The organism is Agrobacterium sp. DE0009, from assembly GCF_007680755.1.
Lineage (GTDB): Bacteria > Pseudomonadota > Alphaproteobacteria > Rhizobiales > Rhizobiaceae > Agrobacterium > Agrobacterium tumefaciens_B.
In genome coordinates, this window is the sequence record NZ_VEIU01000001.1 from 629,146 (window position 1) to 649,900 (window position 20,755).

Here is a 20,755-nt window from a genome sequence, read left to right on the forward strand (position 1 = left end):
GCGGCAATGCCGTCGCCCGCCATTTCGCCACGCAGCATCGAAGGTGCCAACACGTTACGGCAAAAGTTTTTGCTCGAGCTTCACCTTCTCGAGTTCGAGTTTCATGATGTCGGACCATTCCATGCCGCGCCAGACGATCTGAAAGCCGCAACGCTCGTATAGACCAATGGCATTGCGATTGTTTGCATGGGTATCGATGGTGGCGAGCGGCAAGCCTTCGGCCCGCATGCTGTCAAGAAAATGGGAGATTAGCGCTTTGCCAATCCCGTTTCCCTGCCAGGCTGGGTTCACCCACAGATCGGAAATGTGATGAGGCTTGGCATCGCAAGCGCCCCAGCCGACAACATCACCGTCGATTTCGGCCACAACGACGTCACCGGTCGGAGACTTGGCGAAGCTTTCGAATTCGCTCCTCACCCGCTCGATGACACAGGAATCGAGATAGACGGCGTCGAAGGCTTCGCCGGCACGCCAGGCGGCAAATCCGACAAAGCCGACCGCATCGCGATCGGCTTCATTCATTTGCCTAAGCTTGAGACCGCTTACCACCACTTGGCAGGCGTGAACTTGCCGGCTGCCTGCTCGATGGCATGAGCCGTCTTGAACAGCGTTTCTTCCTCGAAAGGCTTGCCGATGAGCTGCAGGCCAAGCGGCAGGCCCTTGCCGTCGAGACCGGCGGGAACCGAGAGGCCCGGGAGACCGGCCATGTTGACGGTGATGGTGAAGACGTCCTGCAGGTACATCTTGACGGGATCGGAAGCGAGCTCTTCGTCGCCGACAGCGAAGGCGGAAGACGGGGTGATCGGGGCCAGGATCGCGTCAACGCCTTCGTGGAAGACGTTTTCGAAGTCGCGCTTGATGAGCGTGCGGACCTTCTGCGCCTTCAGGTAATAGGCGTCGTAGTAACCGGCCGACAACACATAGGTGCCGACCATGATGCGACGCTGCACTTCCTTGCCGAAACCGGCGGCGCGGCTCTTTTCATACATGTCGGCAATGTCCTTGCCGTCAACACGCAGGCCGTAGCGGACGCCGTCATAACGGGCAAGGTTGGACGAGGCTTCTGCCGGCGCGACGATGTAATAGGCGGGCAGCGCATATTTGGTGTGCGGCAGCGAGATGTCGACCACCTCGGCACCGGCATCGCGCAGCCACTCGACGCCCTTGGCCCAGAGCTTTTCGATTTCATCGGGCATGCCGTCAACGCGGTATTCCCGGGGGATACCAATTTTCAGGCCCTTCAGCGACTGGCCGATGGCCTTTTCGTAATCTGGTACCGGCAGATCGACAGAAGTTGTGTCCTTGGCGTCAACGCTTGCCATCGTCTTCAAGAGGATGGCGGCATCGCGCACGTCGCGGGCAATCGGGCCAGCCTGATCGAGCGACGAGGCGTAAGCGACGATGCCGAAGCGCGAGCAGCGGCCGTAAGTGGGCTTGATGCCGACGGTGCCTGTGAAGGCTGCCGGCTGGCGGATGGAGCCGCCCGTGTCGGTTGCGGTGGCGCCGGCGCAGAGATGCGCGGCAACGGCTGCGGCCGAACCGCCCGAGGAGCCGCCGGGCACCAGCTTCTGTTCGGAACCATTGGCGCGCCACGGGTTGATGGCCGGGCCGTACCAGGAGCTTTCATTGGACGAGCCCATGGCGAATTCGTCCATGTTGAGCTTGCCGAGCATAACGGCGCCTTGGTCCCAGAGGTTCTGGGTAACGGTGGATTCGTATTTCGGCTTGAAACCATCAAGGATGTGCGAGCAGGCCTGGGTATGAACATCACGCGTTGCGAAAAGGTCCTTCACGCCGAGCGGAATGCCTTCCAGCTCACCCGCGGAACCCGCAGCGATACGACCATCGGAGGCTTTCGCCATCTCGCGCGCCTTCTCACGCGTTGTCGCGACATAGGCGTTCAGCGCGCCGTTGGCGGCGTCGATGGCGGAGAGATAGGCGTCCGTCAGCTCAAGGGCGGAAAAATCTTTCGCCTTCAGCTTCTCGCGGGCTTCGGCAATGGTCAGGCTCGTCAGGTCGGTCATGGTCGGCAACGGCTTTCGAAAATCTCGGAAAATCAGGAGGCAAGGTGGATCGATTATTCGACCACTTTCGGCACCATGAAGAAATTGCGATCGGTCGCGGGCGCATTGGCGACGATGTCATCCGCCTTGTTGCCATCGGTTACCTCGTCGGCGCGCTTCTTCATCGCGACCGGCGTCACGGACGTCATCGGCTCGACGCCGTCGACATTCACTTCCGAAAGCTGCTCCACGAAACCGAGTATGCCGTTCAGCTGGCCGAGCATATTCTGTGCTTCTTCTTCGGTGACAGCGATACGGGCAAGGCGCGCAACGCGCTTTACGGTGGCGAGATCGACGGACATGGTTTTACTCCGGTCAGAATTTTCCTACCCGCTATAATCACCATGTCCGTCCTTCGCAACGGTAGAAAGCATGTCGCATCACACAGCGGAGCGGTTTTGCGGCGACGACATGCTCTCACGGAGCTTCAGAAGGACAAGGTATCGCCCGCCTTCGGCGTGTGGACACGCGCTTCCGCGCCTTCCATGCCGGCCACAAACTTGTCCGGCGTCTGATCGATGATCGGGAAGGAGCCGTAATGGCAAGGAATGACATTCTGGAACTTGAAGAAGCGCTGGCAGGCAAGCGCCGCCACGGCCCCACCCATGGTGAAGCGGTCGCCGATCGGCACGAGGCCGATATCCGGCTGGTGCAGTTCATTGATGAGTTTCATGTCGGAGAAGATGTCGGTATCACCCATGTGATAGACGGCCGGGCCGTCCTCGAAATGCAGCATCAGGCCATTGGCATTACCGAGCGAATGGGAAACGCCATCTTCGGTAATCTGGGCGGAGGAATGCAGCGCGTTAGTGAAAGTGACGGAAAAGCCATCAAAATGCACGGTGCCGCCGGTATTGCCCATGTCGACCTTTGCGACACCCTTGGCGGAGAGCCAGGCGGCGAGATCGGCATTGGCGAGTACCGTTGCGCCCGTTTCGCGGGCAAGCTGCACGGTATCGCCGACATGGTCGCCATGACCGTGGGTGAGAAGAATATGGGTGATGCCTTCGGCCGCCGACTTTGCATCCTGCCCGGCGAAACCGGGATTGCCGGTGAAGAACGGATCGATGAGGATCTTTGCGCTGCCGTTTTCAAGGCGGAAGGCGGAATGGCCGAGCCAGGTGATTTTCATGGGAAGTTCTCCTTTGTATTGCCGGTATAGTATGACATAGGACGGCCTGAACAACCGCACTACCGATAATTAAGAGAGGCGACAATGGCCGCTGACAATGACGATTATGTGTACGACGAAGCGACCGGCGAATGGCGGCCCGCTTCCGAACTGGCTGCGGAGGCAGCGCGCGCGAATGAAGTGCGCGATGCAGCTGGAAACGTCCTCGCCGACGGCGATTCTGTTACGCTGATCAAGGATCTCAAGGTCAAGGGAACCAGCACGGTCATCAAACAGGGAACCGTCATCAAGTCGATCCGCCTTACCGATAATCCCGAAGAGATCGACTGCAGGCACGATGCGGTCAAGGGACTGGTGCTGCGCACCGAATTCGTCCGCAAGCGGTAAGGACGGCGCAGGATATGGCGACACTCACCATCGAGGAACTGGCGCAGGTGCTTCAACCCGGTCAGGCTGTTGCCGGCCTGGACCTCGGCACGAAGACAATAGGGCTTGCCATGTCTGATCTGTCGCGACGTTTTGCGACGCCGCGCCCGGTATTAAAGCGTGTGAAATTCACGCAGGATGCTCAGGTCCTGCTGGCTTTTGCGGAAAAGGAAAAAGTTGCGGCTTTCATCATCGGCCTTCCCATGAACATGGACGGTTCATCCGGACCAAGGGTGCAGGCAACCCGCGCCTTTGTGCGCAGCATGAGCGAAAAAACCGATCTGCCCTTCATTTATTGGGATGAGCGGCTGTCGACTGTCGCGGCCGAGCGTGCGTTGCTGGAAATGGATGTGTCTCGCGCCAAGCGGGCCGAACGCATCGATTCGGCGGCGGCTAGCTTCATTCTTCAGGGTGCCTTGGACAGGCTTCACGCGCTCGCACGCGCAGCGGACTGACGGGCCTGCCACCAGGCGGCGATCTGCTTTCTCTTACGGAAACCGATAATCGCAAACACGATCAGGCTATCGACCGCGATGGCACGCGCCACCAGCGGCGGCAGGCTTTCCGGTGGAAGACCGAGGATATTGCCGTAAATCTCGAAGACGAGATCATGGGTCTGGCGCGTCAGCATGAAGAAACCGAAGCTCATGTCGTAATAGGAAAGCCAGTACCAGCTGCCTAACAGCGCGACCGGGCCGGCCCAGAGGATCAGAAACCACTTCATACCGCCTGCCCCCTTACAACAACCGTATCGGGAACGCCGGCAAGCACCGCCCAGCGCGCCAATGCCATGAGGCAGAGGTTTAGCGCTGGCACGTCGATATCCAACGGCAGCATAACAAAAAACGTCATCATGACGCTCAAAGCTGTCCAGCGGCTCACTTGCGGCTCCCTTATGCGCAATCATTGCGCATGGTTAACAGTTCATTAACCCACACTGGACCGCCAGCTTCAGTGACGCAAACAAAAGCTGCCATTATGGTTAATGGCGGTCGGTCGGCATGTGGAAAACGCTGTCGATGGAGCAACGGAAAAGAATGCCGGACGGTTGCCTGGCGATGGAAACATGGTTGAGAAGGTCTTAAGATGATGCCTGATCAAATCCGCGCGGTCTGCGGCACAGGATGGTCAGCCGTAAACGCCACGCACCAGCCTTTTGACGGCGGTCGTGATCTTTTCCCAATCACGCTCCGATTTCAACGGCACGCCGGCAAATTGGCCGCTGGTGGCCGCGGAAATGACAAGGTGCTGAATGGCGGCAAACAGCACGGCGTTGACGGCGGCCGTGTCCACGCCCTTCGGTGCAGCGAGCGAGCCGCGCATGCGCTCCAGCCATTTCCCAAGCGATTTGGCGCGGGCTTCGGCGAGTTGGCGCACCTGCGGGGAGCCGTCAGACACTTCCCAGGCGATGATCTTGCAAACGAGCGGGTCGCTGCGCAGTGCGTCGATGAAATAGAGCGCGAGCTTCTCCATGAGGTCGCCATAGGTCAGCAGGAACATCCCGCCCGTGTCTTCGGGGATGCGATCCTTCACCCAGGAGCCGAGATCCTCGCCGATTGACTCGATCAAGCCGTCGAGGCCGCCGAAATAGCGATAGATGAGTTGCTTGTCGCAGCCGGCCCGCCGGGCAACGGCATTGATGCCGAAACCCTGAAACCCCTCTTCGGCAAGCAGCGACCGCGCCGCATTAAAAATCGCCTTCTTGGTCTGAGCGCGATCCTTGATCCGCTTTTCCGGTCTGTCGGCTGAAATCGCCTCTGCAGTCGCCAGCATGATTCCCCTACCCGTGTTTCGAAGGCCTGACCGCAGGGGTTAACAAAGCGTGAAGGGAAGGACAATGTGGAGGTGGGATGGAGCCTAAGGTTCCTGTGGATGAAGTCACCAAGAGACCGCGGCAGCGCTCTTTAAGTTTTCTGTATTTTCTGTATTATCTAGGATAACATGGATTTTCGAGGTCTCTCATGAAAAGAAAATCAATTTCAACAGCAGAGTTCATGCGGCATTTCGGTCGCTACCATGATGAAGCGCAGAAGTCGCCTATTACGTTGACCAGACACGGAAGGCCTTCGGTGGTGGTCATGCCCGTCGAACTTTTCGAAAAGATGCTGGGAAGAGACGATCCTCGGAGATCTTATGCCGCCGGGGAAATGCCTGACGAATTGGCTGCCATGTTCAGCTCCCAGTTGGACGAAGACTCCGACGCCTATCGGGAGTCCCGCAGCGAACCGGGAAAATAATGTCCAAGTTCACACGCGGGGATATTGTTTCGTACCCATACTTGTGGAGATGGCAGTCTGTGTCAAATCCAACGCGCGACCACGGCGAGAAAGATCGCCCGGTCTGCATGATTTTGACCGTCACGGACAGGCATGGTCTTTCCCATATATTATTGCTGCCCATTTCATCTAAGCCGCCGCAAGACGCCATGCAGCAGGCAATAGAAATACCAAAGCTCGAGCTTCGACGGGCGAGACTCACTGCATATGATCGTGGCTGGATTACGGTCAGCGAATGCAACTACGACGTAATCGAGCGATCTTATCATTTCAACACTCAGCAACAGCCTATAGGCCGTTTCAGCGAGACATTTCTCGAAGAGATTCGCACCGCGTTTGCTCCGTTTTTAGCAGCGGGGACGGCGCGGATCATTAGAACCTAAATCACTCTAAAGCCATCCCAAACCAGACGCTGCCTGGAGTTTCGTGGCTGTCCAGGCGTTTGAACCCACGCGTTTCCCAGAAGCGCATGCCCGCATGGTTGCGCTCGCTGGCGCCGAGGTGGATGCCGTAGACGTCGTTCTGTCTGGCCATATCCAGCCAGCGCGACAGGAGCCGGGTGCCGCCGCCTTTGCCCTGCGTGCGCGGCAGAAGGTTCATGTGAATATGAGCGGGGAACGGATCGGTAAGCCAGACTGGCGTGCGGCGTGGATGGTGGATGAAATGGGCGCGGCGTTGATCTGCATCCCATGTCTGCTGGTCGCCACCTGGATCGGGGTAGAGCGCGCGCAAATGCGGCCACCATTCCTGTTCCAGACGTTCTTCGTGGGCCGCCGTGTCGAGCGCGCCGGCGATGTAGCCGCAGACGCCCTCTTCATCCTCGGCAACAAAGACGGCATCGGGCCACAAATGCAGATACGGAACAGAATAGATGTGACCGACCATGCGCCCGTCGGCGTAAAGCGACGTCGCGTCCTGCCCCGCGTCGCCCGTCGCAAGACTTATGGCATACAGCGCGTCTTCATCCTCAGCGCGGGCGGAACGGAAGGTCAGCATTGGCAGCCACCCTCCCGCGTGGTCGACAAACCCGCAAGGGCGTCATGACAGCAACGAGCACTTTGGAAACCCGTAAATATTTTCAAAATAAAGACCCCTCCCACCGGGACTGCAAAATCATTTTCCGCATGCCCAAAATCACGATGCAGGCGGATACAATAAATCGATTATATACGTCGGATCAAAACGGGAATCGAGCATGCCGTAAGTATGCCGCCAGCCGCCCGCAAGACGGGTTTCAAGGAATGCATCGGCGATCTTGCCGGCGCCGAGGCGGCAAAGCTCGGCGGCAGCGGCCGCAAGCGCAAATTGCTCGACCAAAAGACGAGCCGCACCCTCGTCTCGCTCCGCAAGCGCAATCGCGGCGCGCAGCACGTCGGTGGTCTTCTTGCCGGCAGGGCCGAGATCACGCTCCAGCGTCTGGAAGACCAGATCGAACAGGTCCTTGCCACGCTGGAGAACCCGCAGCACATCCAGCGCCATGACGTTGCCGGAGCCCTCCCAGATGGCATTAACGGGCGCTTCGCGATAGTGGCGGGCAATCGGTCGCTCTTCCACGTAACCGTTGCCGCCAAGGCACTCCATCGCCTCATAGATGAGCGCCGGCGCAATCTTGCAGCACCAATATTTGACGATGGGCGTCATGACCCGGGCATAGGCGGCTTCGGCCGGATTGTTGCGGGCGGCATCGAAAGCACTCGCAAGCCGGAAGGAAAGCGCGGTCGCGGCCGCTACATCGAGCGCCATATCGGCGAGCACGCGCGTCATGATCGGCTGCGTGACCAGCATCTTGCCGAAGACCGACCGCCCGCGGGCGTAGTGCACGGCTTCGGCAAGCGAGGCGCGCATCATACCCGCAGACGCCAGCGCGCAGTCGAGCCGCGTCAGTGTCACCATGTCGAGAATGGTGCGGATGCCGCTGCCGGGATCGCCAAGCAGATAACCGAAGGCATCCGTAAACTCGACTTCGGCTGACGCGTTGGAGCGGTTGCCAAGCTTGTCCTTCAGGCGTTGGAAATGCAGGCCGTTCTTCGAACCGTCCTCCAGGTAACGTGGCACGAGGAAACAGCCCATCCCGTCGCCCATCTGGGCAAGCATGACGAAACCGTCGCTCATTGGCGCGGAAAGGAACCATTTGTGGCCGGAAAGACGGTAGATGCCCTCGCCCACCCGCTCGGCGGTGGTGCGGTTGGCGCGCACATCCGTGCCGCCCTGCTTTTCCGTCATGCCCATGCCGATGGTGACGGCGGTTTTCTGCAGGGCCGGCTTCTGCGCGGAATCATATTTGCGCGACAGGATCTTCGGCGCCCATTCCTTCTGCACGCGCGGCGACGCCATGATGGCGGCAACGGAGGCGCTGGTCATGGTCAGCGGGCAGAGATGGCCTGCTTCGAGCTGCGAGGTCAGATAAAATTTCGTGGCGCGGGCCTTGTGCTCATTGCCGCGCGTATCTGGAGAATTTTCCCAGACGCTGGAATGCAGACCTGAGGACATGGAACGGCGCATGAGGGCATGCCAGGCCGGGTGAAACTCCACCTGGTCCAAGCGCTCGCCGCGCGGGCCATGGGTGTGCAGCTGCGGCACGCCCTGGTTCGCCATGCGCGCCAGTTCCTGCGCCTCATGCGAGGTGACGTAGCGACCGAGCTGATCGTACTCATCCCTCAGATTACGCGACAGGCCGGAGGTCAGATCGACGATCAGCGGATCGGAACGATAGGCGTTGATACCTGACCAGAGGCTGGGCTGGTTCAGTTCGGCGAGCTGTTCTTCTGTCCGATTCATGCCTGTCATTCGCATCCTTCTATCGGGATTCGTGCTTTATTGCGTGTATATGCCAAAACCCGGCTTATCGCATGCTTGCCCGCAACGCCACCTGTCTTTATAGACCCGTTGACTATTGCGACCCGGAGGACAATTTCCATGGTCTTTTTTCCCCATCGCCATCTTCTCGGCATCAAGGGGCTTTCCCATCAGGATATTACCCTGCTTCTCGACAAGGCGGACGAGGCCGTGAAAATCAGCCGCCAGCGCGAGAAAAAGACCTCGACGCTTCGAGGGCTGACGCAGATCAACCTGTTCTTCGAAGCTTCGACACGGACGCAATCTTCCTTCGAACTTGCCGGAAAACGCCTCGGAGCTGACGTGATGAACATGTCGGTCGGCAATTCCTCGGTGAAGAAGGGCGAAACGCTGATCGATACGGCGATGACGCTGAATGCCATGCGCCCGGATGTGCTTGTCGTGCGTCACTCCTCGGCCGGTGCGGCAGCGCTTCTAGCGCAAAAGGTCGCCTGCTCGGTGGTCAATGCCGGCGACGGCCAGCATGAGCACCCAACACAGGCGCTGCTTGACGCACTGACCATTCGTCGCGCCAAGGGCGAGCTTTCGGGTATCACGGTGGCAATCTGCGGTGATGTGCTGCACTCGCGCGTTGCCCGCTCCAACATCATCCTGCTCAACCAGATGGGCGCGCGCGTGCGCGTCGTCGCCCCTGCGACACTTCTTCCCTCCGGCATTCGGGACATGAGCGTGGAAGTCTTCCACGACATGAAGGAAGGGTTGAAGAACGCCGATGTGGTGATGATGCTGCGCCTGCAGCGTGAGCGCATGTCCGGCTCCTTCGTACCTTCGGTGCGCGAGTATTTCCATTATTACGGTCTCGACGCCGAAAAGCTGAAGGCGGCGAAGGAAGATGCGCTCGTCATGCACCCCGGCCCGATGAACCGCGGCGTGGAAATCGCTTCCGAAGTCGCGGACGGTCCACAGAGTGTCATCGAAAGCCAGGTGGAAATGGGGGTTGCCGTGCGCATGGCGGTGATGGAAACCCTGCTTGTCTCGCAAAACCAGGGTGAACGCGTATGAGTGCCGCGACCGTTCTCAAGAACCTCCGCATCGTTGATCCCTCCCGTAATCTGGATGAGACCGGTAGCATCGTTATCGGTGCGGACGGCACCATTCTCGCAGCCGGCAAGGATGCGCATAATCAGGGTGCGCCCGAGGATGCGACGGTGCGCGACTGCAAGGGTGTGGTGGCCGTTCCCGGTTTGGTGGATGCGCGCGTTTTTGTCGGCGAACCCGGCGCGGAACACCGCGAGACGATCGAATCCGCCGCCCGCGCTGCAGCGGCAGGTGGCGTCACCAGCATTATCGTGATGCCGGATACCGACCCCGTCATCGACGACATTGCGCTGGTCGAATATGTCAAGAAGGCGGCGCGTGACAAGGCTATCGTCAACGTGCATCCCGCCGCTGCCCTCACCAAGGGTCTGCGGGGCGAAGAGATGACCGAATTCGGGATGCTGAAGGAAGCCGGTGCGGTGGCCTTCACCAATGGTCGCAAGGCGCTTTCCGATACGCTGGTGCTGCGCCGCGCCATGACCTATGCGCGTGAACTCGGCGCTGTCATCGCGCTCGAGACCCGCGACAAATATATCGGCGGCGGCGACATGAATGAGGGGCTTTTCGCAAGCTGGCTCGGACTGTCAGGCGTTCCGAAGGAAGCAGAGATCATTCCCCTGGAGCGTGATCTGCGCATTGCAGGCCTGACGCAGGCGATCTATCACGCCGCCAAGATTTCCGTACCGGAATCGGCGGAGGCGATCCGGATTGCGCGGCAGCGGGGTGTGAAAGCCACCTGCGGCATCTCGATCAATCATCTCACGCTCAATGAAAACGATATTGGCGAATACCGCACTTTCTTCAAGCTCTCCCCGCCGCTGCGCGCCGAAGACGACCGCAAGGCCATGGTGGAGGCGCTGAAGGACGGCACCATCGATATCATCGTCTCCTCGCACGACCCGCAGGATGTCGATACCAAGCGCCTGCCGTTTTCGGATGCGGCGAGCGGCGCTGTCGGGCTCGAAACCCTGCTGGCGGCGGCGCTTCGCCTCCACCATAGCGGCGAGGTTCCGCTGATGCGGCTGATCGATGCGCTCTCCACCCGCCCGGCCAAGATTTTCGGTCTCGATGCAGGGACACTCAAAGTCGGCGCCAAGGCCGATATCACGCTGATCGATCTCGACGAACCATGGCTTGTGGCGAAGGAGCAGCTGGTCTCGAAATCCAAGAATACGCCGTTCGAGGATGCCCGATTCAGCGGTCGCGCAATCGCCACTTATGTGGCTGGCAAAGCCGTTCATTCCTTGGCATAAGATCATCAAGAGATCACGCGGCAGGCGGGACAGAGGGGACATTGGATGAGTGCTTTGACTGACTGGCAGACTGCGCCTGCCCTTCTCGCGCTTTCGGCGCTGATCGGCTATCTGTTGGGCTCCATTCCCTTCGGCCTCCTTCTGACCCGCATGGCCGGGCTGGGTGACGTGCGCAAGATCGGGTCCGGCAATATCGGCGCGACCAACGTGCTGCGCACCGGCAACAAGAAGCTCGCCGCCGCAACCCTGCTGCTCGACGCTCTGAAGGGCACGGCGGCGGTGCTGGTCGCCAATGCGCTCTGGGGTCACGAAGCGTCGCTGGTCGCCGGTTTTTTTGCCTTTCTCGGCCATCTCTTTCCCGTGTGGCTCGGTTTCAAGGGCGGCAAGGGTGTGGCGACCTATATTGGCGTGCTTCTCGGCGCCGCCCCCCTGATGATGCTTGCCTTTGCACTGGTCTGGATCGCGACCGCCTTTATCACGCGCTATTCGTCGCTCTCCGCGCTGGTGGCGATGGTGATCATCCCTGTCGCGCTTTGGGTGCTTGGTCCTGAGAAGACGGCGCTTCTTGTGACGCTGCTCAGTGTGATCTCCTGGCTGAAACACCACGAAAATATCAGGCGTCTGATGGCCGGCACGGAAAGCAGGATCGGACAGAAGGGTTAAGCTTCGTCTTGGGGACATGTCATGCCGAATAAGGAACCGACACGGCAGGGCATAGAGCTTTCTGCGCGGCAGCGGGTGGCATGGTTGCGGTTGATCCGCAGCGACAATATCGGTCCCGTGACTTTTCGCGAACTCATCAATCATTTCGGCAGCGCTGAAAAAGCGCTGGAGGCGCTGCCCGAACTGTCGCGCCGTGGCGGTTCGTCGCGCAGCCCGCGCATCGCCACCCAGGCGGAGGCGGAACGGGAGCTTGAGGCTGCCGAGAATTTCGGCGCGCGTTTCGTTGGCATCGGCGAGCCTGATTACCCGCCAGCCCTGCGGCAAATGGATGGCGCGCCGCCGCTCATCGCCATGAAGGGCTCGGCAGACGCAGCAACCCGGCCCAGCATCGGCATTGTCGGCTCACGCAACGCCTCCATCAATGGCGCGAAATTTGCGGCAATGCTGGCGCGCGATTGTGGTCGGGCCGGCTATACGATCGCATCGGGGTTGGCGCGCGGTATCGATGCGGCAGCGCACCGGGCAAGCCTTGCAACCGGCACGGTGGCGATGCTGGCCGGTGGTCTCGACCGCCCCTACCCGCAGGAAAATTTCGGGCTTTTGGATGACATCTACGATCAGGGCGGCGCAACGATCAGCGAAATGCCCTTTGGCTGGGAGCCTCGCGCGCGGGATTTCCCGCGCCGCAATCGGCTGATCGCGGGCGTCTCGCTCGGCGTCGTCATCGTTGAGGCCGCGGAACGTTCGGGTTCATTGATTACGGCGCGGCTTGCAGGTGAAGCCGGGCGGCTTGTTTTCGCCGTTCCCGGCTCCCCGCTCGACGCGCGCTGCGAAGGGACGAACCGGCTGATCAAGGAAGGCGCCATGCTGACCACGGGAGCGGCCGATATTCTTGATGCACTGCGACCATTGATGGAACCGCAATTGCCCTATGACCGCAAGATTGAGGAACCGGAGCAGGATGTGGAAATGTCACCGCCAGGAGACGACGAGCGCAGCATCATCGCCGCCGCTCTCGGTCCCTCGCCCGTTGAAACGGATGACATCATCAGACATACGGGTTTCTCAGCCGCAACCGTTCATCTGGTACTGCTGGAGCTCGATATTGCCGGGCGTCTAAACCGGCATGCCGGGGGGCGCGTGTCGCTCATCATCGCGGATTGAGAGTTTGCGCCGGCCGCTCTGGATATCACCGACTTCGACATAGGCCATCTCGATCAGGTAACACAGCATGTCGGCACCCTCCCGATGCGCTACCTGCCGTAGCTCAGCCAGCATCTGGCGGATGTAAGCCAAGCTCTCTCTGGTCCCATCCTTGTCGGCATTATTGTTTGTTGCGTTGGGGACCATATATTTATCCTAAAAATTCACCCTGAAACGGGAAGCAATACGTCTTCTCAAATGATGTTTCCCATCATAACCAATTTACCAAAGATTGCAATACAACAATAGATTATCCATAGGTTGCAGTCATCTCGAAACGAGAAAATCGGGCTTGCCTCTTGACCAGCGGGCATTACCTGTCCATGTCGAATTATAAAGAAGGCCAATTGCGGCAATAGGCTGCAACCGGGGCCACGTTAACGGACCAGTTCCAGAGAAGAACAATATGAATGTCGTCGTCGTAGAATCTCCTGCCAAAGCCAAGACGATCAATAAGTATCTTGGCTCGGGCTATAAGGTTCTTGCATCCTTTGGCCACGTCAGAGACCTTCCTGCCAAGGACGGCTCGGTGCTGCCCGACCAGGATTTCGAAATGTCCTGGGAGGTCGATAGCGCGTCCGCCAAGCGCATGAAAGATATTGCCGATGCGGTAAAATCCTCCGACGGCCTCTTTCTCGCAACCGACCCGGATCGCGAAGGAGAAGCCATTTCCTGGCATGTTCTTGATCTCCTGAAGAAGAAGCGTGTGCTTGGCGACAAGCCGGTGAAGCGCGTCGTCTTCAACGCCATCACCAAAAAGGCGGTTCTGGACGCCATGGCAAACCCGCGCGACATCGACGTGCCGCTGGTGGACGCCTATCTCGCCCGCCGTGCGCTCGATTATCTCGTCGGTTTCAACCTCTCTCCGGTTCTGTGGCGCAAGCTGCCGGGCGCCCGTTCCGCCGGCCGTGTGCAGTCGGTGGCGCTGCGCCTGGTCTGTGACCGCGAATCCGAAATCGAGCGGTTCGTATCCGAAGAATACTGGAATATCAGTGCCCTGCTGAAGACACCGCGCGGTGACGAGTTCGAAGCCAAGCTGGTTTCGGCCGATGGCAAGCGATTGCAGAACCGCGCGATCAAGACCGGCGACGAAGCCAACCGGCTGAAGTCGCTGCTCGAAGGCGCGACGTATCTGGTCGACAGCGTCGAGGCCAAGCCGGTCAAGCGCAACCCCGGCCCGCCCTTCACCACCTCGACGCTGCAGCAGGCGGCCTCGTCGCGCATGGGCTTCGGCGCCTCGCGCACCATGCAGGTGGCGCAGAAGCTTTATGAAGGTATCGATATCGGCGGCGAGACCGTCGGTCTGATCACCTATATGCGTACCGACGGCGTGCAGATGGCCCCGGAAGCGATCGATGCCGCCCGCAAGGCTATTGGCGAGCAGTTCGGCGACCGTTACGTGCCGGAGAAGGCGCGTTTCTACTCGACAAAGGCCAAAAACGCCCAGGAAGCGCACGAGGCTATCCGCCCGACCGATTTCAACCGCACACCGGATCAGGTGAAGCGTTACCTCGATGCCGACCAGCTGCGTCTTTACGAGCTGATCTGGAAACGCGGTATTGCGAGCCAGATGGCGTCAGCCGAAATCGAGCGCACGACGGTTGAGATTCTCGCCAGCAACGGCGGCGAAAAGGCGGGCCTGCGCGCCGTTGGCTCCGTCATCCGTTTCGATGGCTTCATTGCCGCCTATACGGACCAGAAGGAAGATGGCGAGCAGAGCGACGACGGTGACGACGAAGGCCGTCTGCCGCCGATCAATGAACGCGAAAACCTCGCCAAGCAGAAGATCAATGCCAGCCAGCACTTCACCGAGCCGCCGCCGCGTTATTCGGAAGCGTCGCTGATCAAGAAGATGGAAGAACTCGGCATCGGCCGTCCTTCCACCTATGCGGCGACGCTGAAGACGCTGAGCGACCGCGAATATATCGTCATCGACAAGCGCAAGCTGGTGCCGCATTCGCGCGGCCGGCTGGTGACGGCTTTCCTCGAAAGCTTTTTCACCAAATACGTCGAGTACGACTTTACCGCCGCCCTTGAAGAAAAGCTCGACCGCATCTCCGCCGGTGAACTGGACTGGAAGCAGGTGCTGCGCGATTTCTGGAAGGATTTCTTCGCCCAGATCGAAGATACCAAGGAACTGCGCGTCACCAACGTGCTGGACGCGCTGAACGAGGTTCTGGCACCGCTGGTCTTCCCAAAGCGCGAGGATGGTTCCGATCCACGCATTTGTCAGGTTTGCGGCACCGGCAATCTGTCACTGAAGCTTGGCAAATACGGCGCTTTTGTCGGTTGCTCGAACTACCCTGAGTGCAACTATACCCGACAGCTGACCTCCGATGGTGCGGAAGCCGAAGCCGCTGCTCTCAACGAGCCGAAGGCGCTGGGTGCCGATCCCATGACCGGCGAGGAGCTGACGCTTCGCTCCGGCCGCTTCGGACCCTATATCCAGCGCGGCGATGGCAAGGAAGCGAAACGCTCCTCCCTGCCCAAGGGCTGGAAGCCTGAGGATATCGACCACGAGAAGGCGCTGGCGCTCATCAACCTGCCGCGCGATATCGGCAAGCACCCGGAAACCGGCAAGATGATTTCCGCGGGCCTCGGCCGCTACGGACCTTTCCTGCTGCATGACGGTTCCTATGCGAACCTCGAAAGCATCGAGGACGTGTTCTCGATCGGCCTCAACCGCGCCGTGACCGTCATTGCTGAAAAGCAGAGCAAGGGACCGGGACGCGGCCGTAGCGGCACGCCCGCTGCTCTCAAGGAGCTGGGCGACCATCCCGATGGTGGCGCTATCACCGTTCGTGACGGGCGGTACGGCGCCTATGTGAACTGGGGCAAGGTCAACGCCACCATTCCCAAGGGGCAGGATCCGGCGTCCGTGACGCTGGACGAGGCGCTGGTATTGATCGCCGAGCGCATTGCCAAAACCGGCACCGGCGGCAAGCCCGCCAAGGCCAAGAAAACCACCGCCAAGAAGGCCGATGGTGACGCCGCGGCCAAGCCGAAGGCGACCAAGGCCAAGGCGGCAACAAAGAGCAAGACGGCCGCCAAGCCGAAGGCAGCGGCCAAACCCAAGAAGGCAGCAGAGTGAGCAAAGCGCCGCGTCAGAGACAGGGTTCCGCCAGCGACGGTTTCGGACGCACCGGGCGCGGCAAACGGGTGAGTGAAGGCGAAGGCATCATCCACGGCGAGGTGCCTTCCCGCGAAGTGCTGCTGAAATTCATTGCGGATCATCCGCAACAGGCCTCCAAGCGGGAAATCGCCAAGGCTTTCGGCCTGAAGGGCGAAAACCGTGTTGTCCTGAAGGCTCTGCTGAAGGAACTCGAAATCGACGGCATGGTGCACAAGAGCCGCAAGTCGCTGACGCGGCCGGGTGGCCTGCCCCCCGTGACGGTTCTCGACATCACGACCCGCGACAAGGACGGTGAGCTGATCGGCCGACCGGCGGAATGGCCCGAGGATCTGGGCGCAGCACCGGCGGTGCTGATCCGCCAGTCCTCGCAGGACCGCGGCAAGAAAGCGCCAGCTGCCGGTCTCGGCGACCGCATTCTTGCGAAAATCTTTCCCTCGAAGGAAAGCACTGGCCCTGCTTACACCGCCCGCGTCGTCAAGCTGATCGACCGCCGCCAAAATGCATTGCTTGGCGTGTTCAAGGAAACGCCCGGCGGCGGCGGACGGCTGATGCCGATCGATCGGCGCGGCGAGGAAATGGTCATTGACCCCGATGGCGTCGGCGATGCCAAGGATGGCGATCTGATCGAGGTTGAAACCTCGCGCAACAGCGGCCGCTACGGTCTGACGCGCGCCAAGGTTCTCTCGGTCGTCGGCTCCGTCGCTTCGGAAAAAGCGATCTCGATGATCGCAATCCACGCCCACGGCATCCCGCATATATTCCCGCAGAATGTTCTTGCCGAAGCGGATGCGGCCAAGGCAGCGACCATGTCCCATCGCGAGGACTGGCGCGACCTGCCGCTCATTACCATCGATCCGGCCGATGCCAAGGACCATGACGATGCGGTCTATGCCGAGCCGGACACGTCACCCGACAATCCTGACGGTGTCATCGTTACCGTCGCGATTGCCGATGTCTCCTGGTATGTTCGGCCAGGTTCGCCACTGGACCGCGAGGCGCTGAAACGCGGCAACTCCGTCTATTTCCCGGATCGCGTCGTGCCGATGCTGCCGGAGCGCATCTCCAACGATCTTTGCTCGCTGAAGGAAGGCGTCGACCGCCCTGCCCTTGCGGTGCGAATGACCTTCTCGAAGGAAGGCCGCAAGGCCGGGCACACCTTCCACCGCATCATGATGAAGAGCGCCGCCAAGCTTTCCTACCAGCAGGCCCAGGCGGCGATTGATGGCAAGCCCGACGACAAGACCGGACCGCTGCTGGAGCCGATCCTCAAGCCGCTGTGGCACGCTTATGAGGTGATGAAGCGAGGCCGTGACCGGCGCCAGCCGCTGGAACTCGACATGCCCGAGCGCAAGATCAAGCTGCGTCCCGATGGTACCGTCGACTCGGTGGTCATTCCCGAACGTCTCGATGCGCACAAGCTGATCGAAGAAATGATGATCCAGGCGAATGTCGCCGCCGCCGAGACGCTGGAAAAGAAGAAGCAGCCGCTGGTCTACCGTGTCCACGATGCGCCCACGCTTTCCAAGCAGGAGGTGTTGCGCGAGTTTCTCGGGACGATTGGCATTACCATGGCCAAGGGTGCGGCCATGCGCGCCAATTCCTTCAACGGCATTCTGGCGCGCGCGCTCGATACGCCGCACCAGATCATGGTCAACGAGATGGTGCTGCGCAGCCAGAGCCAGGCGATCTACAGCCCCGAAAATATCGGCCATTTCGGCCTCAACCTGATGAAATACGCCCATTTCACCTCACCGATCCGGCGTTATGCCGACCTCATCGTGCATCGCGCGCTGGTGGGTTCTCTGGGGTTGGGTGAAGGCGGCATCACCCCACAGGAAGAAGCGACTCTCGACGATATCGCTGCGGAAATCTCTACCTTCGAGCGCCGCGCCATGGCGGCCGAGCGCGACACAGTCAACCGGCTGATCGCGCATCATCTTTCCGAGCGGGTTGGCGAGGAATTCGAGGGTCGGGTCGGTGGTGTCACCAAGGCGGGACTATTTGTCGCGCTTCCGCAGTTTGGCGCTGATGGATTTGTTCCTATATCTACGCTCGGAACCGATTATTTCCTGTACGACGAAGCCCATCAGGCTCTTACGGGGGAAAAGACCGGTCTCGGTTATCAGCTTGGTGACACGGTGCAGGTGAGGCTCGCGGAAGCGGTGCCGCTGGCGGGTGCGCTCAGATTCGATATGCTGAGTCCTGGGCGCAAGATGCCGATGGGCGTACGCTCGTTCCACAAGGCCGGACGGCGGACAGCGCGGGCTGCCGCCAAACCCGGAACACGGCCGCCGAGAAGGCGACGATAACAAGGCGGCCTCAACGGCCGAACGGACGGGAAGGACTTAAGGATGAGTGCACATCAGGGCTCGGAGACCGTTACCTTCGGAGACGATAGCGCCGAACGGCCACTTGGCCGATCCATCATGCGCGGCATGGCCAACCGTTGCCCGGCCTGTGGCAGCGGCCGCCTGTTTCGCGCATGGCTGAAGCCGGTCGATGCCTGCGCGTCCTGCGGCGAAGAAATGCACCATCACCGCTCGGACGACCTTCCACCCTATATCTCCATCGTCATCATCGGCCACATCGCGGTCGGCGGCTTCATGATGACCGACCTGGTCCTCAATATACCCATGTGGGCGCATTTCGCCATCTGGGTGCCGATCACCATTCTGGCAGCACTTCTGACGTTGCAACCCATCAAGGGCGGTGTCATCGGCCTGCAATGGGCGCTGCGCATGCATGGATTCGACCGACGGAAGCCGAAAGTGCAGATAGACGGCTCTTCCCACTGATCGAGCGAGAGACCTTGCAGATGCTTCAGCATCCGGTGGGTAAAAAAGCCGCTCATCCTCCGATGCGGCCGCGCGATGCGGCGTCCATCATCCTGTTCGATCGTGCCGGACCAAGGCCGAGGGTCCTCATGGGCCAACGGAGCAAGGCTCACGTCTTCATGCCGGGGGCTTATGTCTTTCCGGGCGGTAAGCGCGACACTCGCGACCATGCGCTTCCCTTTTCCGGCGATCTCCACCCTGCCGTTCTTCAGCGCCTGACGCTCTCTGCGTCCCGGCCTCTGACCTCCGCCGGCGCCAGAGCGCTAGCACTTGCGGCTGCGCGTGAGCTTTTGGAGGAAACCGGTATGGACCTGGGTTTTGCTGCAGGCGGACCCGATCTCTCCCATTTCCGATATGTGGCCCGCGCCATCACCCCGCCCGGCAATGTGCGGCGCTATGACACGCGATTCTTCTGCTGTTACGCGGATAAATTGCAGCTCGATGTGAGAGGTGCCCGCGATTCCGATGAACTCGCCAACGTGCAGTGGCTTGACACGGCAGACCTTTCCGGTCTGAACATGCCCCAAATTACGCGCACGGTTCTCGAAGATGTCACAAAACTCATGATAGGTGATCCCTCACTACCATTTGAAAGCCCCGCGCGGCTCTATGTCACGCGCCACGGCCGCTTCATTCGAGACTTTGTATAAAGGCCGTCATGTCAGATATGAAATGCGAAGAAGCGGACGCCATTCACTGGCCCTCATTGATTGCCGCCATCTCCGCCATCAGTGCGGTGGGTGTCGCCATTGGTCTCGGCCTGCCGCTGCTCTCCATCATCCTTGAGAAGCGCGGTATCTCCTCCACCATGATCGGGGTGAACTCGGCCATGGCGGGCGTCGCGGCAATGATGGCGGCGCCGGTCACCACCAAGATCGCCCATGATTTCGGCGTCGCGCGCACCATGCTGTTCGCCGTCGTCATTTCGGCACTCAGTGCTCTCGGCTTCTATTTCGCCGACGCCTTCTGGATGTGGTTTCCACTGCGAATCGTGTTCCACGGTGCGACCACGACGCTCTTCATCCTGTCGGAATACTGGATCAACATGTCCGCGCCGCCGCGCAAACGCGGCATGGTTCTCGGCATCTACGCCACAGGCCTCGCCGTCGGTTTTGCGGTGGGTCCATTGCTGTTTTCCGCGGTTGGCAGCGAAGGCATCCTGCCCTTCCTCGTTGGCGCGGCGATCATTCTTCTGGCAGCCATCCCGATCTTCATGGCCCGAGGCGAAAGCCCGGAGCTCGATGAGCGGCCGAACCATCATTTCGTGCGGTATGTCTGGCTGGTGCCCATGGCATCCGCGGCGGCCTTTGTCTTCGGGTCGGTACAGGCGGGCGGTCTGTCGCTCTTTCCGATCTATGCCACCCGAGAGGGCTTCAACGAATCACAGGCGGCACTCCTGCTTACCGTGATGGGGATAGGCAACATGGTGTTCCAGATCCCGATTGGCCTTCTTTCAGACCGGATGAAGGACAGGCGCACCATGCTCGGGCTCATGGCCCTTGCGGGCGTCTGTGGCACTCTGGCGTTGCCTTTCCTTGTTGACAGCTGGCTGCTCGTGGCTGCGCTTCTCCTGTTCTGGGGTGGTCTCGTGTCCGGCATGTACACGGTTGGACTGACCCATCTCGGCTCGCGCCTGACGGGTGCCGACCTCGTTGCCGCCAACGCTGCCTTCATCTTCTGTTATGCCGTCGGCACGATTGCAGGACCGCAGGCCGTCGGTATTTCGATGGACCTCGCCGGCACCGATGGTTTCGCCTGGTCTCTGGCCGCATTTTTCGGGCTTTACGTGGTGCTTTATATCGTCCGTTTTGTTTTCCGGGCAAAACAGGCTTGACTTTTCGGGCGCGATACGTAGTTTCGCGCCAGATTTAGCCGAGG

Annotated in this window: 23 protein-coding genes; 13 read left to right on the forward strand and 10 right to left on the reverse strand. The window is 60.2% G+C overall.

From position 1 onward, the window contains the following. Window positions 1–54: 54 nt before the first annotated feature. The 4 genes from FS804_RS03190 to FS804_RS03205 all read right to left on the reverse strand — a co-directional run bounded on the left by FS804_RS03190 (window position 55) and on the right by FS804_RS03205 (window position 3,195). Window positions 55–552 (reverse strand): GNAT family N-acetyltransferase, encoded by a 498-nt coding sequence (locus FS804_RS03190; protein WP_371417807.1) that lies wholly within the window; start codon window positions 550–552, stop codon window positions 55–57. Then, the gene (gene gatA, locus FS804_RS03195; RefSeq protein WP_144574648.1) at window positions 543–2,024 is read right to left on the reverse strand and encodes an Asp-tRNA(Asn)/Glu-tRNA(Gln) amidotransferase subunit GatA; all 1,482 of its coding nucleotides are present in this window, start codon (window positions 2,022–2,024) and stop codon (window positions 543–545) included. The genes FS804_RS03190 and gatA overlap by 10 nt, the downstream gene beginning before the upstream one ends. A gap of 53 nt (window positions 2,025–2,077) precedes the next feature. Then, a complete protein-coding gene (gatC, locus tag FS804_RS03200; RefSeq protein ID WP_144574652.1) occupies window positions 2,078–2,365 on the reverse strand; it encodes an Asp-tRNA(Asn)/Glu-tRNA(Gln) amidotransferase subunit GatC in 288 nt (95 codons plus the stop codon). A 125-nt stretch (window positions 2,366–2,490) separates the two neighbouring features. Next, window positions 2,491–3,195: a metal-dependent hydrolase gene (locus FS804_RS03205; RefSeq protein WP_144574657.1), complete on the reverse strand. Its 705-nt coding sequence runs from the start codon at window positions 3,193–3,195 to the stop codon at window positions 2,491–2,493. A gap of 84 nt (window positions 3,196–3,279) precedes the next feature. Between FS804_RS03205 and FS804_RS03210 the strand changes: the two genes are divergently transcribed. Further along, on the forward strand, window positions 3,280–3,582 hold the full coding sequence (locus FS804_RS03210) for an alkylphosphonate utilization protein (RefSeq protein WP_144574660.1): 303 nt from the start codon (window positions 3,280–3,282) through the stop codon (window positions 3,580–3,582). A gap of 14 nt (window positions 3,583–3,596) precedes the next feature. After that, complete coding sequence (ruvX, locus tag FS804_RS03215; protein ID WP_144574663.1) at window positions 3,597–4,076, forward strand: Holliday junction resolvase RuvX; 480 nt, start codon at window positions 3,597–3,599, stop codon at window positions 4,074–4,076. On the opposite strand, the gene FS804_RS03220 is transcribed toward ruvX, so the two are convergent. The 3 genes from FS804_RS03220 to FS804_RS03225 form a co-directional block, all read right to left on the reverse strand. After that, window positions 4,049–4,345, reverse strand: coding sequence for a DUF6105 family protein (locus FS804_RS03220; RefSeq protein ID WP_144574666.1), 297 nt, complete (start codon window positions 4,343–4,345; stop codon window positions 4,049–4,051). The genes ruvX and FS804_RS03220 overlap by 28 nt on opposite strands. Further along, on the reverse strand, window positions 4,342–4,503 hold the full coding sequence (locus FS804_RS24880; RefSeq protein ID WP_186376745.1) for a hypothetical protein: 162 nt from the start codon (window positions 4,501–4,503) through the stop codon (window positions 4,342–4,344). Before FS804_RS24880 ends, FS804_RS03220 begins: the two co-directional genes overlap by 4 nt. 246 nt (window positions 4,504–4,749) lie before the next feature. Beyond that, a complete protein-coding gene (locus FS804_RS03225; protein WP_144574669.1) occupies window positions 4,750–5,394 on the reverse strand; it encodes a TetR/AcrR family transcriptional regulator in 645 nt (214 codons plus the stop codon). Window positions 5,395–5,582: 188 nt separating this feature from the next. On the opposite strand from FS804_RS03225, the gene FS804_RS03230 reads away from it, so the two are divergent. Together FS804_RS03230 and FS804_RS03235 are read left to right on the forward strand one after the other, a co-directional pair. Next, complete coding sequence (locus FS804_RS03230; protein ID WP_077225109.1) at window positions 5,583–5,858, forward strand: type II toxin-antitoxin system Phd/YefM family antitoxin; 276 nt, start codon at window positions 5,583–5,585, stop codon at window positions 5,856–5,858. 59 nt (window positions 5,859–5,917) lie between these two features. Beyond that, entirely contained in the window at window positions 5,918–6,280 is a 363-nt protein-coding gene (locus FS804_RS03235) for a hypothetical protein (protein ID WP_246665841.1), read from the forward strand. Window position 6,281: 1 nt separating this feature from the next. Here FS804_RS03235 and FS804_RS03240 read toward each other — a convergent pair whose 3' ends face one another. Continuing rightward, the gene (locus FS804_RS03240) at window positions 6,282–6,893 is read right to left on the reverse strand and encodes a GNAT family N-acetyltransferase (RefSeq protein WP_144574675.1); all 612 of its coding nucleotides are present in this window, start codon (window positions 6,891–6,893) and stop codon (window positions 6,282–6,284) included. A 138-nt stretch (window positions 6,894–7,031) separates the two neighbouring features. Beyond that, window positions 7,032–8,684 carry an acyl-CoA dehydrogenase family protein gene (locus tag FS804_RS03245; protein WP_063951173.1) on the reverse strand — a complete coding sequence of 551 codons (1,653 nt, stop codon included), beginning with the start codon at window positions 8,682–8,684 and terminating at the stop codon, window positions 7,032–7,034. A gap of 129 nt (window positions 8,685–8,813) precedes the next feature. Here FS804_RS03245 and FS804_RS03250 point away from each other — a divergent pair, with 129 nt between their 5' ends. From FS804_RS03250 to dprA, 4 genes are read left to right on the forward strand one after another with little or no spacing between them, the layout of a single operon-like run. Next, entirely contained in the window at window positions 8,814–9,755 is a 942-nt protein-coding gene (locus tag FS804_RS03250; protein ID WP_003502441.1) for an aspartate carbamoyltransferase catalytic subunit, read from the forward strand. Further along, window positions 9,752–11,044, forward strand: a complete 1,293-nt coding sequence (locus tag FS804_RS03255) for a dihydroorotase (RefSeq protein WP_144574678.1) — start codon at window positions 9,752–9,754, stop codon at window positions 11,042–11,044. The genes FS804_RS03250 and FS804_RS03255 overlap by 4 nt, the downstream gene beginning before the upstream one ends. A 45-nt stretch (window positions 11,045–11,089) precedes the next feature. Further along, window positions 11,090–11,707: a glycerol-3-phosphate 1-O-acyltransferase PlsY gene (gene plsY / locus FS804_RS03260; protein ID WP_186376644.1), complete on the forward strand. Its 618-nt coding sequence runs from the start codon at window positions 11,090–11,092 to the stop codon at window positions 11,705–11,707. Window positions 11,708–11,728: 21 nt separating this feature from the next. Then, entirely contained in the window at window positions 11,729–12,871 is a 1,143-nt protein-coding gene (gene dprA / locus FS804_RS03265) for a DNA-processing protein DprA (protein WP_063951176.1), read from the forward strand. On the opposite strand, the gene FS804_RS03270 is transcribed toward dprA, so the two are convergent. After that, window positions 12,824–13,057, reverse strand: a complete 234-nt coding sequence (locus FS804_RS03270) for a hypothetical protein (RefSeq protein ID WP_077225113.1) — start codon at window positions 13,055–13,057, stop codon at window positions 12,824–12,826. The genes dprA and FS804_RS03270 overlap by 48 nt on opposite strands. A 259-nt stretch (window positions 13,058–13,316) precedes the next feature. On the opposite strand from FS804_RS03270, the gene topA reads away from it, so the two are divergent. The 5 genes from topA to FS804_RS03295 are packed head-to-tail and all read left to right on the forward strand — an operon-like array spanning window position 13,317 to window position 20,711. After that, a complete protein-coding gene (gene topA / locus FS804_RS03275) occupies window positions 13,317–16,001 on the forward strand; it encodes a type I DNA topoisomerase (protein WP_144574681.1) in 2,685 nt (894 codons plus the stop codon). Next, window positions 15,998–18,352, forward strand: coding sequence for a ribonuclease R (gene rnr / locus FS804_RS03280; RefSeq protein WP_144574684.1), 2,355 nt, complete (start codon window positions 15,998–16,000; stop codon window positions 18,350–18,352). Before topA ends, rnr begins: the two co-directional genes overlap by 4 nt. Window positions 18,353–18,394: 42 nt before the next feature. Continuing rightward, a complete protein-coding gene (locus FS804_RS03285) occupies window positions 18,395–18,838 on the forward strand; it encodes a DUF983 domain-containing protein (protein WP_063951179.1) in 444 nt (147 codons plus the stop codon). 20 nt (window positions 18,839–18,858) lie between these two features. Next, window positions 18,859–19,527 (forward strand): NUDIX domain-containing protein, encoded by a 669-nt coding sequence (locus tag FS804_RS03290; protein WP_371417808.1) that lies wholly within the window; start codon window positions 18,859–18,861, stop codon window positions 19,525–19,527. A gap of 17 nt (window positions 19,528–19,544) precedes the next feature. Further along, a complete protein-coding gene (locus FS804_RS03295; protein ID WP_172801657.1) occupies window positions 19,545–20,711 on the forward strand; it encodes an MFS transporter in 1,167 nt (388 codons plus the stop codon). Window positions 20,712–20,755: the final 44 nt, after the last annotated feature.